Source organism: Streptomyces sp. NPDC059452 (genome assembly GCF_042750035.1).
Taxonomy (GTDB): domain Bacteria; phylum Actinomycetota; class Actinomycetes; order Streptomycetales; family Streptomycetaceae; genus Streptomyces.
The window spans coordinates 331,060-346,307 of record NZ_JBHYVE010000002.1 but is presented as its reverse complement, the minus strand read 5'-3'; the positions used below and the strand labels follow the sequence as shown (position 1 = coordinate 346,307).

Below are 15,248 nucleotides of genomic sequence, written 5' to 3'. Positions count from 1 at the left end.
CGCGGGCGCGGTCTCGCCCCTTGCCCGGGTTCCCGCTCATGCGCCGGCCTCCGATGCGGAATCCGGACCGGCGGCCGAAACGGAACCCGGCCCCGGCTCCCGTACGGCATCGGTCCCCGTCTCCGCCCCCGGACCGGACTCCGCCTCCACCCCCGGCAGGCCCGCGAACAGGTCGTCCTCCCGCGCGCCCCCGCCGGCCCCCGGGACGCCCCGCACCAGCTGGTAGTACTCGGTCGTCAGCAGCGGCTGGCCCAGGTCGTTGGAGAGGGCGAAGAAGGAACCCTCGCCCTCCACCGCGATCTGCGTCGCGTGGGCGCGCATCGCCGCCGCCTTCGCCCCCGCGTACGCCGTTCCGTCGATCTCGGCCGTGATCTCGTCGCCGTCGACCACTCCGGGCACGTCGGTCACGGCCGCGATGCCCGGGAAGGCGCCGGGGGCCGTGGTGCGCAGGCGGTCGAAGGCGGCCTCGACCGCGGCCCGCTCCACCCGGTTCCAGTAGATCTTGGCGATGGTGTGCGGGGTGCCGGTGCCGTACGCCGGGTCGGCGGCCAGGTCGGCGGCGCGCATCGCGACCCGGTGGGCCTGGATGTGGTCGGGGTGGCCGTAGCCGCCGTCGGGGTCGTACGTGACCAGGACCTGGGGGCGGACCTCGCGGATGACCTCCACGAGGGGCGCGGCCGCCTCGTCCACCGGGGTGGCCCAGAAGGCGCCGGGGCGCTCGTTCTGCTCGGTGCCCAGCATCCCGGAGTCCCGGAACCGGCCCGCGCCGCCGAGGAAGCGGTGGTCGGTGACGCCGAGCTCCTTCATCGCCGCGGCCAGCTCCCCCACCCGGTGGGGGCCGAGGGTGTCGTCCCGGTCGGCGGCGAGAGAGGCGAGGGCGGGCGGGATGACCTCGCCCTCCTCGCCCAGCGTGCACGTCACCAGCGTGACGTGGGCGCCCTCGGCCGCGTACCTGGCCATGGTGGCGCCGTTGTTGATCGACTCGTCGTCCGGGTGCGCGTGCACCAGCAGCAGACGGCGGGCGGGGAGGTCCTTCATGGGGACCACCCTACGAGCCCGGCGGCCCCCCGCGTTCCCCCGGCCGACCGGGCACGGCCGACGGCCCGGAGCCACCGGCGTTCAGGAACGTTCCGGAACCGCCGGTGGTCAGAACTTGATGCCCCCGATCATCCCCGCCACGTTGGAGGTCAGACTCGAAATGGTCGGCGCGATGGACGAACTCGCGATGTAGAAGCCCAGCAGCATGCAGACCACCGCGTGTCCGCCCTTGAGTCCGGATTTCCGGATCAGCAGGAAGACGATGATCGCCAGCAGCACCACCGCCGAAATCGAGAGCGCCACGGCGGTTCACCTCCATCGGTACGGTCGGAACGCGGATACACGGGTACACGGGTACATGCAGTCGACGGGTTCTTACCCACCGAGCGCTACGGATCATAACTATCCGTGCCAACGCATTGATCGGAGCACAGCAGCACGAGGGGCGCACGAACCGCTGCGCGAGGCTAAGTTCAGAGCCATGACCTCAGCGAACCTGTCCTTTCCCCGCCAGCACGCACGGACCCAGCGGTTCACTCTCGGCGCACCCCGCGCCTTCACCGTCTCACCGGATGAGACGCGGGTGATCTTCCTGCGCTCCACTTCGGGCACCGACCGGACCAACCGCCTCTGGGTGCTCGACCCGGCCTCCGGGGAGGAGCGGATCGTCGCCGATCCCGAGGCCCTGCTGGGCGGTTCGGCGGAGCGGCTGTCGGCGCAGGAGCGGGCCCGGCGCGAGCGGACCCGGGAGGGGTCGGGCGGCATCGTGTCCTATGCGGTGGACGCGGCGGCCGAGTTGGCCGCGTTCGCCCTCTCCGGGAAGGTGTACGTGGCCGAGCTGCGGGCCGGTACGGCGCGGGCCCTGCCGGTGCCGGGTCCGGTGATCGACCCGCGCCCCTCCCCCGACGGGCGCCACATCGCGTACGTCTCCAAGGGCGCGCTTCGGGTCGTGGGCGCCGAGGGCGAGGGCGACCGGGCGCTGGCGGAGCCCGAGAACGACCAAGTCACCTACGGTCTGGCCGAGTTCATCGCGGCCGAGGAGATGCACCGCTTCCGGGGCTTCTGGTGGTCGCCCGATTCGGACCGGCTGCTGGTCGCGCGGGCCGACGACAGCCCCGTACAGCGGTGGTGGATCGCCGATCCCGCGCACCCGGAGCGCAAGCCCGCCGAGATCGCCTACCCGGCGGCGGGGACGCCCAACGCCGAGGTGCGGCTCTTCGTGACGGACCTGGAGGGGGCCCGTACGGAGGTGGTCTGGGACCGGGCGGCGTTCCCGTACCTGGCCCAGGTCCACTGGTCCTCCGCGGGCGCTCCGCTGCTGCTCGTACAGGCCCGTGACCAGCGCAGCCAGCGGTATCTGGCGGTGGACCCGGAGTCCGGTGAGACCCGGATCGTCCATGTGGACGAGGACCCGGTGTGGCTGGATCTCTTCGGCGGGGTGCCCGCCTGGGCGCCGGACGGACGGCTCGTGCGGATCGCGGACGAGGGCGGTGCGCGGGTGCTGGCCGTCGGCGACCGGCCGCTGACCGGGGCGCAGTTGCACATCCAGGCGGTGCTGGACATCGGCGATTCGGACATCCTCGTCTCGGCGGTGGCGGGCGAGGAGGCCGTGGCGCCGGAGATCGGCGAGAGCCATGTGTACCGGGTCAACGAGCTGGGAATCGAGCGTATTTCCGAAGGGGTGGGTGTGCACTCCGCCGTCCGCTCGGGTGACCTGACGGTGCTGGTCTCGGCCACCCCGGACGAGCCCGGACCGGCCGTCTGGGTCGTCCGGGACGGCAAGCGGCTGGTCCGGATCGGGAGCTTCGCCCAGGAGCCGGTGCTCTCCGCCCGGCCCACGCTCACCGAGGGGGGCGCACGGCGGATTCCGTGCGCCGTGCTGCTCCCCACGGACTACCAGGAGTCGGACGGTCCGCTTCCGGTCCTGATGGATCCGTACGGTGGACCGCACGGCCGCCGGGTGGTCGCCGCCCACAACGCGCACCTCACCTCGCAGTGGTTCGCCGACCAGGGCTTCGCGGTGATCGTCGCGGACGGACGCGGCGCGCCGGGCCGCTCGCCCGCCTGGGAGAAGGCCGTACGGGACAACCTCGTCCTGACCATGGAGGACCAGATCGAGGCGCTGCACGGGCTCGCCGGGCGCTTCCCGCTCGACCTGTCCCGGGTGGCGATCCGCGGCTGGTCCTTCGGCGGCTATCTGGCGGGGCTCGCCGTGCTGCGGCGGCCTGATGTCTTCCACACGGCGATCGTGGGCGCCCCGGTGACCGACCAGCGGCTCTACGACACCCACTACACCGAGCGCTATCTCGGCGACCCGGCCCGGCAGCCCGAGGTGTACGCGTACAACTCGCTGATCACCGACGACGGCCTGTCCGACCCCGCCGAGCAGGTACGGCCCATGCTGATCGTCCACGGGCTCGCGGACGACAACGTGGTGGTCGCGCACGCGCTGCGGCTCTCCTCGGCGCTGCTGGCGGCCGGGCGGCCCCACGAGGTGCTGCCGCTGAGCGGGGTGACGCACATGACGCCGCAGGAGCAGGTGGCGGAGAACCTGCTGCTGCTCCAGGTGGACTTCCTCAAGCGGTCGCTGGGGCTGTCCGGCGCCTGAGCCCCGGGGAAGGGCCTCTCACCAGCCCCGGGGCGGGGAGGAGGGCGGCGGCGGAGCGAAGCCGCCGCCCTGCGGAGGCCCGAAACCGCCCTGCGGAGGTCCGAAGCCGGGGGCCCGCGGAGGTCCGAAGCCGCCCTGCGGAGGTCCGAAGCCGGGGGCCTGCGGGCCCCACGGGCCGCTGCCGCCCCAGGGTCCCGGGCTGCCCGCGGGGGCCCGCTCGACGCCCTTGCGGGCGAGGACGGCGATCGCGACGGCCCCGACCACGAACGAGACGAACGCCGTCACCGCGGTCAGCTGCACCTCGAAGGTGTCCCGCGCGAAGGACACGTACAGCTCGTAGTGGATGATCCGCGCGATGCCCATCACGCCGGAGGACAGGGCGAATCCGGCGACGATCAGGCCGAGCGGCCGGGCGAAGGCGGCGCGGGCGAGAGCACCGCCTGCCGCCGCCAGGAACGCCACGACGAGCACCCCGTTGCTCCAGCCGGGCGGCGCCTCGGTCAGCGGTACGTGCAGGGGCCTGCCGCCGGTGAACCAGGCGGGATAGAGCTCCGGGGGAAGCGTGAACGGGTGCCGGATCTCCCAGCCCAGGAGCACCAGCCCCATCAGGCCCAGCAGCAGGAAGGCGGCGACCCCCGCGGCCGGGGCCGGTCCCGCCGGGCGCTCCTCCCCCTCCCGCACGGGGCGGCGGCCGGCCACCCCGACGACGATCAGGGCGACCGAGGCGGCCAGGACGGCGTACGTGGTGATCAGGGCCCGGTCGCGGAGGTCGTCCGGGGCCGGGCCGTCGGCGGCGAGCCAGACGGCGGGCAGCCGCAGCCCGAGGGTGACGAGGCCGGTGGCGATCAGCACCGAAGAGGCTGCGGCGGACCGGAGCGCGCTCACGGCGGCCAGGACATGGACCACCAGCAGGACCAGGCTGGTGTGGGCGGTGGTGGGACGCAGGGCCGTCCGGAGGTCGGCGATGCCCGCCCAGTACGCCCAGACGTCCACCGGTCCGTCGGCGGCGCGCACGTCCCGCACGATCCAGGCGACGGCTGTCAGTGCCAGCACCGCGCACAGAACGGCGCCGGTGATTCTCGCTCCCCGTGTAAGTGTCACCCGAAGGATGCTTCACTGCCCCGCACGGATCGACAAGGGCACTTCTACTCAGGGGATGTGGGTAACCGGCCGGAGTGACAAGACGACGCTCCGGCCGGTCCACGGCACCCGCACGGCCGTACGCTGTTCAGCATGGAACGTTCGTATATCGGTGCGGCGACGGTGAAGTTGCCTGCTTGTTAACGAATCTGATGCCCATTCAGCCTCTTTACGGTGTTTCGCCGTCCGGCTCCCCCGGCTCGGCCCCGCCCACGTCCTCCACCGGCTGCCCCGGGGCGCCGAGCTCCCCCTCCGGCGGCACCACCCGCTTCTCCTCCGCGAAGTGGCACGCCGAGTCGTGCCGCGCCGGGCTGTCCACCAGCCGGAACTCCGCCGGGACCGCCAACAGCGGGATCTCCAGCTCGCACCGCTCCTGGGCCTTCCAGCAGCGGGTGCGGAAGCGGCAGCCGGAGGGGATGTTGGCGGGCGAGGGAACGTCCCCGTGCAGGATGATCCGCTCGCGGTGGGCGCGGGCCTCCGGGTCCGGTACGGGGACGGCGGAGAGCAGCGCCTGCGTGTACGGGTGGGTGGGGTGGTCGTAGATCTCCGCGTCGGAGCCGATCTCCACGATCCGGCCGAGGTACATCACGCCGACCCGGTCGGAGATGTGCCGCACGATGGAGAGGTCGTGCGCGATGAAGACGAAGCTCAGGCTGAACTCCGCCTGGAGCCGGTCCAGCAGGTTGACGACCTGGGCCTGGACGGAGACGTCGAGCGCGGAGACCGGTTCGTCGGCGACGATGATCTCCGGGTTGAGCGCGAGGCCGCGCGCGATGCCGATGCGCTGGCGCTGGCCGCCGGAGAACTGGTGCGGATAGCGGTTGACGTACTCCGGGTTGAGCCCGACGACGTCCAGCAGGTCCTGCACCTTCTGCCGACGGCTGCCCTTGGGGGCCACCTCGGGGTGGATCTCGTACGGCTCCCCGATGATGTCGCCGACCGTCATCCGCGGGTTCAGCGAGGTGTACGGGTCCTGGAACACCATCTGGATGTTGCGGCGTACGGCCTTGAGGGCCCGGCCGGAGAGCCGGGAGATGTCCTCGCCCTTGTAGCGGATCGCCCCGGCGGTGGGCTTCTCCAGGTGGACGAGCATCCGGGCGACGGTGGACTTGCCACAGCCGGACTCGCCCACGATGCCGAGCGTCTCGCCCGCGTGGAGGTCGAAGTCGACGCCGTCGACGGCCCGGACCGCGCCGATCTGCTTCTTGAAGAGGATGCCCCGGGTGAGGGGGTAGTGCTTGGCGAGGTCCCGTACTTCGAGGATCGGCTCGCCCTCGGCGTACGGCCTGCTGTCCTCCCGTACCTCTCCCGCCTTGGACAGGAGCGTCGAACCCGCCGTGTTCCCCTCGCGGTCAGCGTCCATCAAGCGTCTCCTTCCAGAAGTGGCAGGCGCTCCGGCGCTGCTCGTCCACCTCGTAGAGCGGCGGCACATCGCTGCGGCAGACGTCCCTCGCCATCGGGCAGCGGGGGTTGAACGCACAGCCGGGCGGGATGTGCAGCAGGTTGGGCGGCAGGCCCTTGATCGCGTAGAGCTCCTGTCCCTTCTGGTCCAGGCGCGGGATCGACCGGAGGAGGCCCTTGGTGTACGGGTGGGCGGGCGCCTTGTAGATCTCGTGGACGGGGGCGGTCTCCACGATCCGGCCCGCGTACATGACCGCGATCTTGTCGGCCACGTCCGCGACCACGCCGAGGTCGTGGGTGATCAGGATGAGGCCCATGTTCAGCTCGCGCTGGAGCTCGGCGAGCAGGTCCATGACCTGGGCCTGGACGGTGACGTCGAGGGCGGTGGTGGGCTCGTCCGCGATGATCAGGGACGGCTCCAGGGCCAGCGCCATGGCGATCATGATGCGCTGCCGCATTCCGCCGGAGAACTGGTGCGGGTAGTTGCCGACCCGCTCCTTGGCCGCCGGGATGCGGACCCGGTCCATCAGCTCCACGGCCTTGGCCTTCGCGTCCTTGCGGGACATGCCCCGGTGGACGACGTACATCTCGCCGAGCTGTTCGCCCACGGTGAGGACCGGGTTCAGGGAGGAGAGCGCGTCCTGGAAGATCATGGCCATCTCCTGGCCGCGGATCTTGCGCCGCTCCTCCGCCTTGAGCTTCAGCAGGTCCTGGTCCTTGAAGAGGATCTCGCCGCCGGCGATCTTCCCGGGCGGCATGTCGAGGATGCCCATGACCGCCTGGGCGGTGACGGACTTGCCGGAGCCGGACTCCCCGAGGACGGCGAGCGTCTCGCCCTCGGACACCGAGTAGTTGACCCCGTTGACGGCCTTGGCCACACCTTCGCGGGTGTGGAACTCCACGTGCAGATCGCGCACTTCGAGCAACATGGCAACCGGCTCCTCAGCGCAGCTTGGGGTCGAGGGCGTCGCGCACCGCGTCGCCGAGCATGATGAACGCGAGCACGGTGACCGCCAGCGCTCCGGCGGGCCAGAGCAGCATGTGCGGGGCGTTGCGGATGTAGTTGGAGGCGGCGGAGATGTCGATGCCCCAGGAGACGGCCGGGTCCTTCAGGCCGACCCCGAGGAAGGAGAGGGTCGCCTCCAGCGAGATGTACGTGCCGAGCGCGATGGTCGCCACGACGATGACGGGCGCGATGGCGTTCGGGGTGATGTGGCGCAGCAGCATCCGGGAGTTGGAGGCGCCGAGCGCGCGGGCCGCCTGGACGTAGTCGTTCTGTTTGGCGGTGATCACCGAGCCGCGGGCGATACGGGCGATCTGCGGCCAGCCGAGCAGGACGATGAAGCCGACGACGGGCCAGACGGTGGAGCTGGTGACGACGGAGAGGAAGACCAGGCCGCCGAGGATGACGGGGATGCCGAAGAAGACATCGGTCAGACGGGAGAGGATCGAGTCCCACCAGCCGCCGAAGAAGCCCGCGAGCCCCCCGAGCACGCTGCCGAGGATCGCGACGCCGAGGGTGGCGCAGACGCCGACGGTGACCGACGTACGCGTCCCGTACACGACCCGGGTGTAGACATCGCGGCCCTGCGGGTCGAAGCCGAAGGGGTGGCCGGGCTCGGAGCCCTTCTGGGCGTCGTCCAGGTCGGCCTGGAGGGGGTCGCCGCTCGCGATGAGCGAGGGCCAGATCGAGATGATCACCAGGAAGAGGATGACCAGCGCGGAGATGATGAAGACCGGGTTGCGCCGCAGGTCGCGCCAGGCGTCCGACCAGAGGCTGCGCGGCTTCCCGGCCGGTCCCGTCCCCTCGGGCCCGCCCGGGGTCTTCTCCAGGCTGGTGCCCTCCGCCATGGCGAGGTCCGTCGCGCCGCCGGCGCCCGCCTGGGAGATCGCTTCGTCCGGTGACTGCGGCTCAGGCATAGCGGATCCTCGGGTCGAGTACGGCGTACAGGAGGTCGACGATCAGGTTGGCCGCCAGGAAGACGAGGACCAGGATGGTGACGAACCCGACCACGGTCTGGGAGTTCTGACGCAGGATGCCCTGGTAGAGCTGGTAGCCGACGCCGTGGATGTTGAAGATCCGCTCGGTGACGATGGCTCCGCCCATCAGGGCCCCCACGTCCGTACCGATGAAGGTGACGACGGGGATCAGCGAGTTGCGCAGCAGGTGCCGGACGACGACCCGGCGCCGGGGCAGGCCCTTGGCGACGGCGGTGCGTACGTAGTCGGCGCGGGCGTTCTCGGCGATCGAGGTCCGGGTGAGCCGGGTGACGTAGGCGAGCGAGACCGAGGCGAGGACCAGGCCGGGGACGAGGAGCTCGTCGATGGTGGGGTCGGCGGAGACCGAGGGCTTGATGATCCCCCACTTGACGCCCAGCAGGAGCTGGAGCAGCAGGCCGGTGACGAAGGTCGGGACGGCGATGACGACCAGGGTCAGGATGAGGACCGTGGTGTCGATGGGGCGGCCGCGCCGCAGGCCGGTGACGACGCCGAGGCTGATGCCGATGACGATCTCGAAGACGATCGCGACGATGGTGAGCCGGATGGTGATGGGGAAGGCGGTGGCCATCAGCTCGGTGACCTTCTGCCCGTTGAACGCGGTGCCGAAGTCCCCGGTGAAGAGGTTCCCCATGTACGTCAGGTACTGCTGCCAGACCGGCTTGTCGAGGCCGAACTCGGAGCGGAGCTGGGCGGCGGTGGCCGGATCGCACTGGCGGTCGCCGCAGAGGCCCGCGATGGGGTCGCCCATCACGTTCACCATGAGGAAGATCAACAGCGTGGTGCCGAAGAAGACGGGGATCATCTGCAGCAGCCGCCGGATCACATAACGTCCCATGAGGGGCTCCGGGGGTCGGGGCGAACGGGCGGAGTGGACGGACGTACGGACGTGGGGACGTACGGACGTGGGGACGGTCGGGTGGCCGGGGCACGCTGCCAAGCCGGACGGTCGGGTGGCCGGGGCGCGCGGGCGAGCCGGATGGGGCGGGTGGCCGGGGCGCGCGTCGGGCGCCCCGGCCACCCGGTCTCAGTCGGCCGCGTTACGGGTCACTTGACCGTGATCTCCGTGTAGACCGGCACGCTGAACGGGTTCAGCTCGACGTTCTCGATCCGGTCCGAGTAGCCCGCGCTGCCGTTCTGGTACCAGAGCGGGATGGAGGGCATCTGCTCGACGAGGACCTTTTCCGCGTCCTGGAACGTGGTGATGGCCTTCGCCTTGTCCGTCTCGGCGTTCGCCTGGTCGACGAGGTCGTCGAACTCCTTGTTGGTCCACTTGCCGTCGTTGGACGGGGCGTTGGTGTAGTACAGCGGCTGCAGGAAGTTCTGGATCAGCGGGTAGTCCATCTGCCAGCCCGCGCGCCAGGGGCCCGTCATCTTCTGGGTGGAGACCTGGTTGCGGAAGTCGGCGAAGGTGCCGACCGCGCCGCCCACGCAGGCCTGGTTGTTGCCCATGACGTTGTTGATGCTGTTGCAGACGGCGTCGACCCACTCCTTGTGGGAGCCGGTGTCGGCGTTGTACGAGATCTTCAGCTGGCCGCCGGGGATGCCGCCGCCCTCGTCGATCAGCTTCTTGGCCTCGGCCTTGTCGTACGTGCACTCCTTGCCGCAGAGCCCTTCCTTGAAGCCGCCGTCCTCGCCGAGGACCGGGGAGGTCCAGTCGGAGGCGGGGGTGCGGGTCTTCTGGAAGATCTGGTCGGTGATCTGCGGCCGGTTGATCGCCATGGAGAGGCCCTGGCGGACCTTGCGGGCGTCGTCCGTGTCCCACTCGTCGTCGTAGAACGGGAAGGAGAGGGTCTGGATGATGCCGGCGGGGGTGTTGATGTACCGGTCGCCCAGGTCCTGTTCGACGTTACGGAGCTGGGAGGCGGGCACGTCGTCGACGAGGTCGAGGTTGCCCGAGGTCAGCGAGGTGTAGGCGGTGTTGTTGTCGGTGAAGACCTTGAGGTCCACGCCGCCGTTCTTCGCCTTGTCGTCGCCCGGGTAGTCGTCCCAGCGCCGCAGGTTCATCGAGGAGCCCTTGGCGTACGACTCGATGGTGTACGGGCCGTTGCCGACCGGCTTGGAGAGCCAGGCGTCGTGGTCGTCGTAGAAGGCCTTGGGCAGCGGGACGAAGGCCGAGTAGCCGAGGGTGTCGGGCCACAGGGAGAACTTCTGGCTGAGCTTGGCGGTGAAGGTCAGGTCGTCGACGACCTTGAGGCCGGAGAGCTTCTCGGCGGAGGCCGAACCGGACTCGGGGTGGACCTCGTCGTAGCCCTCGATGTACTGGAAGAAGTACGCGTTCTTCTGGTTGTTCTTCAGCGCCGCGCCGTAGTTCCAGGCGTCCACGAAGGAGTTGGCGGTGATCTTCTCGCCGTTGGAGAAGGTCCAGCCGTCCTTGAGCTTGATCGTGAAGTTCTGGGCGTCGTCCGACTCGATGGACTCGGCGAGCATGTTCTGCGCCTCGCCGGTCTTGGGGTCGTACCGGATGAGCCCCCGGAAGACCATGTCGAGGACCTTGCCCCCCTGCACCTCGTTGGTGTTCGCGGGCTCCAGCGGGTTCTGCGGGTCGCCCCAGGAGGAGCTGACGATCCCGTCGGCGCCGCTGCCGCCGCCTTCGTCGCCCCCGCCGCCGCAGGCCGTCGCTGCCAGGGCGACGGCCACCGCACAGGCGGCCCACCGGGTCCGTGTGGCTCCGCGCATGAAGTGCCTCCTAGAGTCATCGAGTAGCTCAATGCCTCATATCACCCCATACCGCCACACACCGCATGCGGGCTTACCCCGTACGGGCACGGGGACGGCCGGACACGCGGACCCCCGGGCCCCGACGCACGGATGCCCGGCCCCCTCGAAAGGGGCCGGGCATCCGACGTACGGCTACCGGAAGTGGTTACGCCGCGTGCACGACATCCTTCTCCTCGGCGAAGTGGCACGCCGACTCGTGCGCGGCTCCGCCGCCCGTCTTCACGAAGCGCTCGGGGATGGCCAGCAGCGGCATCTCCGTGGCGCAGCGCTCCTCGGCCTTCCAGCACCGGGTGCGGAAGCGGCAGCCGGAGGGCGGGTTGGCCGGTGACGGAACGTCACCGGTGAGGATGATCCGCTCCCGGCCCTCACGCGCGGAGGGGTCCGGCACCGGCACCGCGGAGAGCAGCGCCTGGGTGTACGGGTGCGTCGGGTGGTCGTAGATCTGCGTGTCCGTACCGATCTCGGCCATCTTGCCGAGGTACATGACACCGACCCGGTCCGAGATGTGCCGGACGATGGAGAGGTCGTGCGCGATGAAGAGGTAGGAGAGGTTGAACTCGTCCTGGAGCTTCTCCATCAGGTTGATGACCTGCGCCTGCACCGACACGTCGAGCGCGGAGACCGGCTCGTCGCAGATGATGATCTCCGGGTTGAGCGCGAGGCCGCGGGCGATGCCGATGCGCTGGCGCTGGCCGCCGGAGAACTGGTGCGGGTACCGGTTGATGTACTCCGGGTTGAGACCCACGACGTCCAGGAGCTCCTGGACCTTCTGCCGCCGGTTGCCCTTGGGAGCCACCTCGGGGTGGATCTCGTAGGTCTCCCCGATGATGTCGCCGACCGTCATACGGGGGTTCAGCGAGGTGTACGGGTCCTGGAACACCATCTGGATGTTGCGGCGTACGGCCTTCAGCGCGCGGCCGGACAGCTTGGTGATGTCCTGGCCCTTGTAGAAGACCTCACCGGCGGTGGCCTTCTCCAGCATCATCAGGAGCTTGGCGACCGTGGACTTGCCACAGCCGGACTCCCCCACAATGCCCAGGGTCTCACCGGCGTACAGGTCGAAGGAGATCCCGTCGACGGCCTTGACCGCGCCGACCTGCTTCTTGAAGAGGATGCCCTGGGTCAGCGGGAAGTGCTTCACCAGGTTGCGCACCTGGAGGATCGGCTCGCCCTGGCTCACCGGCGCGTCGAGGGCGGCTACGGCCTCCGCCTCGGTCGCGACGTCCACGGTCTCCACGTCGGAGACGTTCGGGGTGGCGTCCACGGGCTCCTTCTTGAGCTCAGCCATGGATCGTCTCCTTCCAGAAGTGGCACGCGCTGCCGCGGCCTACCAGCTCGATGCCGTCCTGCTCGGTCACCGGGTGCAGTACCGGGACGTCCGTACGGCAGATGTCCTGCACCTTGGGGCAGCGCGGGCTGAAGGCACAACCGGCCGGGATGCGCGTGAGGTTGGGCGGCAGGCCCTTGATCGCGTAGAGCTCCTGGCCCTTCTGGTCCAGGCGCGGGATCGAGTCCAGCAGGCCCTTGGTGTACGGGTGGGCCGGGCGGCTGTACAGCTCGCCGACCGGGGCCGTCTCGACGATCCGGCCCGCGTACATCACGGCGATCTTGTCCGCGACGTCGGCGACCACGCCGAGGTCGTGGGTGATCAGGATCAGACCCATGTTGTACTCGCGCTGGAGCTCGGCCAGCAGGTCCATGACCTGGGCCTGCACCGTCACGTCGAGCGCGGTGGTCGGCTCGTCCGCGATGATCAGGTCCGGCTCCAGGGCCAGCGCCATGGCGATCATGATGCGCTGGCGCATACCGCCGGAGAACTGGTGCGGGAAGTCCGAGACACGGGCCGCCGCCGCCGGGATCTTGACCTGGTCCATCAGCTCGATGGCCTTGGCCTTGGCCTCCTTGCGGGAGAGGCCCTGGTGGACCCGGAACATCTCGCCGAGCTGGTAGCCGACGGTGAGGACCGGGTTCAGCGAGGAGAGCGCGTCCTGGAAGATCATCGCGATCTTGCTGCCGCGGATCTTCCGGCGCTCCTCGTTGGACATCTTCAGCATGTCCTGGCCGCGGAAGAGGATCTCGCCCTGCGTGATCTTCCCGGGCGGCATGTCGAGGATGCCCATGATGGTCTGCGCGGTCACGGACTTGCCGGAGCCGGACTCGCCCAGCACCGCGAGCGTCTCGCCGGCGCTGACGGTGTAGTTCACACCGTTGACCGCCTTGGCCACACCGTCGCGGGTGTGGAACTCCACGTGCAGGTCACGGACGTCGAGCAGTGGACCGTCGCCGCTCACGGACTCCCGCGGTGCGGGGACGTTGGCCGTCTTTTCGATGGTGGTCACGAACGCCTCCCTCAGCGCATCTTGGGGTCGAGGGCGTTGCGGACCGCATCGCCGAACATCAGGAAGGACAGCACCGTGATCGAGACCATCACCGAGGGGATGATCAGGACGTACGGAGCGTTGCGGAGCTGGTCCTTCGCGGCGGACACGTCGATGCCCCACGAGACCGTGGGCTCGGCGAGGCCGATGCCGAGGAACGACAGGGTGGCCTCGGCGCCGATGTAACCGCCCAGCGCGATGGTGGCGACGACGATCACCGGAGCGATGGCGTTCGGCAGGATGTGCCGCGTCATGATCCGGGTGGTGGAGGCACCGAGCGCCTTGGCGGCGACCACGTAGTCGGCCTGCTTGATCGTGATGACCGAGCCTCGGGCGACACGGGCGATCGACGTCCAGCCGAGGAAGGCCATCGACAGGATCACGACCCCGACGGAGCGCTGCTCGAAGCTGGTCAGGATGACCATGGCGCCGACGATGAAGGGAACACCGAAGAAGACGTCGGTGACCCGGGAGAGGATCGTGTCGATCCAGCCGCCGAAGTAACCGGCGAGCATCCCGATCACGAGACCGGCGATGGTGACCGCGAGGGTCACGACGACGCCGACGGTGATGGAGGCGCGGGCCCCGTAGATGAGGCGCGCGTAGATCGAACGGCCCTGGGCGTCGTACCCGAGCCAGTCGGGGGCGAAGAAGTGGGTCCAGTTCGGGTGCTGGAGGTAGTGCTCGGCCAGGTTGGCGTCCCGCGGCGAGGCACTGGTGAACAGGCTCGGGAAGATCGCCATGACGGTGAGCAGCAGGATCAGCGTCATCGAGATGAGGAAGAGCGGGTTGCGGCGCAGGTCGTGCCAGGCGTCCGACCAGAGGCTGCGCGGCTTGCCGGGCGCGGGGCCGGCGTCCGTCGCGGCGGGCGCCTCCACGGCGGTGGCCGGTGCGTCGGTGCTCTTGAGTGCGGTGGTGTCAGGCATACCGGATCCTCGGGTCCAGGACCGCGTAGAGCAGGTCGACGAGCAGGCTGGCGACGAGATAGACGACGACGAGCAGCGTCACGACGCCGACGACCGTGGCGCCCTCACGCTTCCCGAGGGCCTCGAACACGAGCGATCCGATGCCCTTGACGTTGAAGATGCCCTCGGTCACGATCGCGCCGCCCATCAGGGAGCCGATGTCGGCGCCGAGGAAGGTGACGACCGGGATGAGCGAGTTGCGCATCAGGTGCACACCGACGATGCGGCGGCGCGGCAGTCCCTTGGCGACGGCCGTACGCATGTAGTCGGCGCGGATGTTCTCGGCGACCGAGGTACGCGTCAGCCTCGCGACGTAGGCGAGCGACAGGGACGCCAGCACGATGGCCGGCATGATCAACTCGGTGTTCGTCGGCTCAATGCTCACGTTCGGCTTCGCGATGCCGAGCTGGAACGCGAAGAAGTACTGGACGAGGAAGCCCAGCACGAAGGAGGGCATGGAGATCAGCACCAGCGTCAGGCCGAGCAGACCGCGGTCCCGGAGGGAGTCGGCCTTCAGACCGGCGACGATGCCGAGCGAGATCCCGGCGACGACCGTGAAGACGAAGGCGAAGAGCGCCAGTCGCACGGTGATCGGGTAGGCCTCGGCGATGACTTCGGCGATCGGACGCTGCGTCCCGATCTGATTGCCGAAGTCCCCCTGGAACAGATTGGCCAGGTAGTTCAGATACTGCTGCCAGATCGGCTGGTCAAGGCCGAGGTCCTTCTTCATCGACGCGATCTGAGCGGCGTCTACATGCTGTTCACCGGCAAGGGCTCTGACGGGGTCGCCGGGCAGTGCGTACATCATCAGGAAGACCAGCAAGGTCGACCCGATGAAGACCGGGATCATCTGGAGCAGTCGTCGTGCGACATAGCGCCCCATGGGTGCCTCCGTGTGGGGATAACTGCGGCGCGGGGGGGGGCGCGTGCGCCAAGCGGACCCCCCCCCCCCCGGCGCCCCGGGGCGGGGCCCCGCCCGCTGTCGGCCGCCTGGGGGGA

The 15,248-nt window shown here is 69.8% G+C and carries 13 protein-coding genes; 1 reads left to right on the top strand and 12 read right to left on the bottom strand.

What is annotated here, in order from left to right:
* Window positions 1-36: 36 nt before the first annotated feature.
* The gene (gene mshB, locus ACFW9Z_RS04490; RefSeq protein ID WP_384634200.1) at window positions 37-1,038 is read right to left on the bottom strand and encodes an N-acetyl-1-D-myo-inositol-2-amino-2-deoxy-alpha-D-glucopyranoside deacetylase; all 1,002 of its coding nucleotides are present in this window, start codon (window positions 1,036-1,038) and stop codon (window positions 37-39) included.
* Between the two features lie 108 nt (window positions 1,039-1,146).
* A complete protein-coding gene (locus tag ACFW9Z_RS04485; protein ID WP_084749072.1) occupies window positions 1,147-1,341 on the bottom strand; it encodes a hypothetical protein in 195 nt (64 codons plus the stop codon).
* Between the two features lie 178 nt (window positions 1,342-1,519).
* On the opposite strand from ACFW9Z_RS04485, the gene ACFW9Z_RS04480 reads away from it, so the two are divergent.
* On the top strand, window positions 1,520-3,646 hold the full coding sequence (locus ACFW9Z_RS04480; protein WP_384634196.1) for a prolyl oligopeptidase family serine peptidase: 2,127 nt from the start codon (window positions 1,520-1,522) through the stop codon (window positions 3,644-3,646).
* 18 nt (window positions 3,647-3,664) lie between these two features.
* On the opposite strand, the gene ACFW9Z_RS04475 is transcribed toward ACFW9Z_RS04480, so the two are convergent.
* From ACFW9Z_RS04475 to ACFW9Z_RS04430, 10 genes are all read right to left on the bottom strand, one after another.
* Window positions 3,665-4,747, bottom strand: coding sequence for a hypothetical protein (locus ACFW9Z_RS04475; RefSeq protein ID WP_384634193.1), 1,083 nt, complete (start codon window positions 4,745-4,747; stop codon window positions 3,665-3,667).
* Between the two features lie 208 nt (window positions 4,748-4,955).
* On the bottom strand, window positions 4,956-6,149 hold the full coding sequence (locus tag ACFW9Z_RS04470) for an ABC transporter ATP-binding protein (protein WP_384634190.1): 1,194 nt from the start codon (window positions 6,147-6,149) through the stop codon (window positions 4,956-4,958).
* Complete coding sequence (locus tag ACFW9Z_RS04465) at window positions 6,139-7,116, bottom strand: ABC transporter ATP-binding protein (protein WP_384634187.1); 978 nt, start codon at window positions 7,114-7,116, stop codon at window positions 6,139-6,141. The genes ACFW9Z_RS04470 and ACFW9Z_RS04465 overlap by 11 nt, the downstream gene beginning before the upstream one ends.
* 13 nt (window positions 7,117-7,129) lie before the next feature.
* A complete protein-coding gene (locus tag ACFW9Z_RS04460; RefSeq protein ID WP_384634184.1) occupies window positions 7,130-8,107 on the bottom strand; it encodes an ABC transporter permease in 978 nt (325 codons plus the stop codon).
* Window positions 8,100-9,023 (bottom strand): ABC transporter permease, encoded by a 924-nt coding sequence (locus ACFW9Z_RS04455; RefSeq protein ID WP_384634182.1) that lies wholly within the window; start codon window positions 9,021-9,023, stop codon window positions 8,100-8,102. Before ACFW9Z_RS04455 ends, ACFW9Z_RS04460 begins: the two co-directional genes overlap by 8 nt.
* Window positions 9,024-9,232: 209 nt before the next feature.
* Window positions 9,233-10,864, bottom strand: a complete 1,632-nt coding sequence (locus tag ACFW9Z_RS04450; RefSeq protein WP_384634179.1) for an ABC transporter substrate-binding protein — start codon at window positions 10,862-10,864, stop codon at window positions 9,233-9,235.
* A gap of 187 nt (window positions 10,865-11,051) precedes the next feature.
* Entirely contained in the window at window positions 11,052-12,194 is a 1,143-nt protein-coding gene (locus ACFW9Z_RS04445) for an ABC transporter ATP-binding protein (RefSeq protein ID WP_384634176.1), read from the bottom strand.
* On the bottom strand, window positions 12,187-13,245 hold the full coding sequence (locus ACFW9Z_RS04440; RefSeq protein ID WP_384634173.1) for an ABC transporter ATP-binding protein: 1,059 nt from the start codon (window positions 13,243-13,245) through the stop codon (window positions 12,187-12,189). The genes ACFW9Z_RS04445 and ACFW9Z_RS04440 overlap by 8 nt, the downstream gene beginning before the upstream one ends.
* 11 nt (window positions 13,246-13,256) lie before the next feature.
* Window positions 13,257-14,210, bottom strand: coding sequence for an ABC transporter permease (locus ACFW9Z_RS04435; protein WP_384634171.1), 954 nt, complete (start codon window positions 14,208-14,210; stop codon window positions 13,257-13,259).
* The gene (locus ACFW9Z_RS04430; RefSeq protein ID WP_384634168.1) at window positions 14,203-15,132 is read right to left on the bottom strand and encodes an ABC transporter permease; all 930 of its coding nucleotides are present in this window, start codon (window positions 15,130-15,132) and stop codon (window positions 14,203-14,205) included. The genes ACFW9Z_RS04435 and ACFW9Z_RS04430 overlap by 8 nt, the downstream gene beginning before the upstream one ends.
* Window positions 15,133-15,248: the final 116 nt, after the last annotated feature.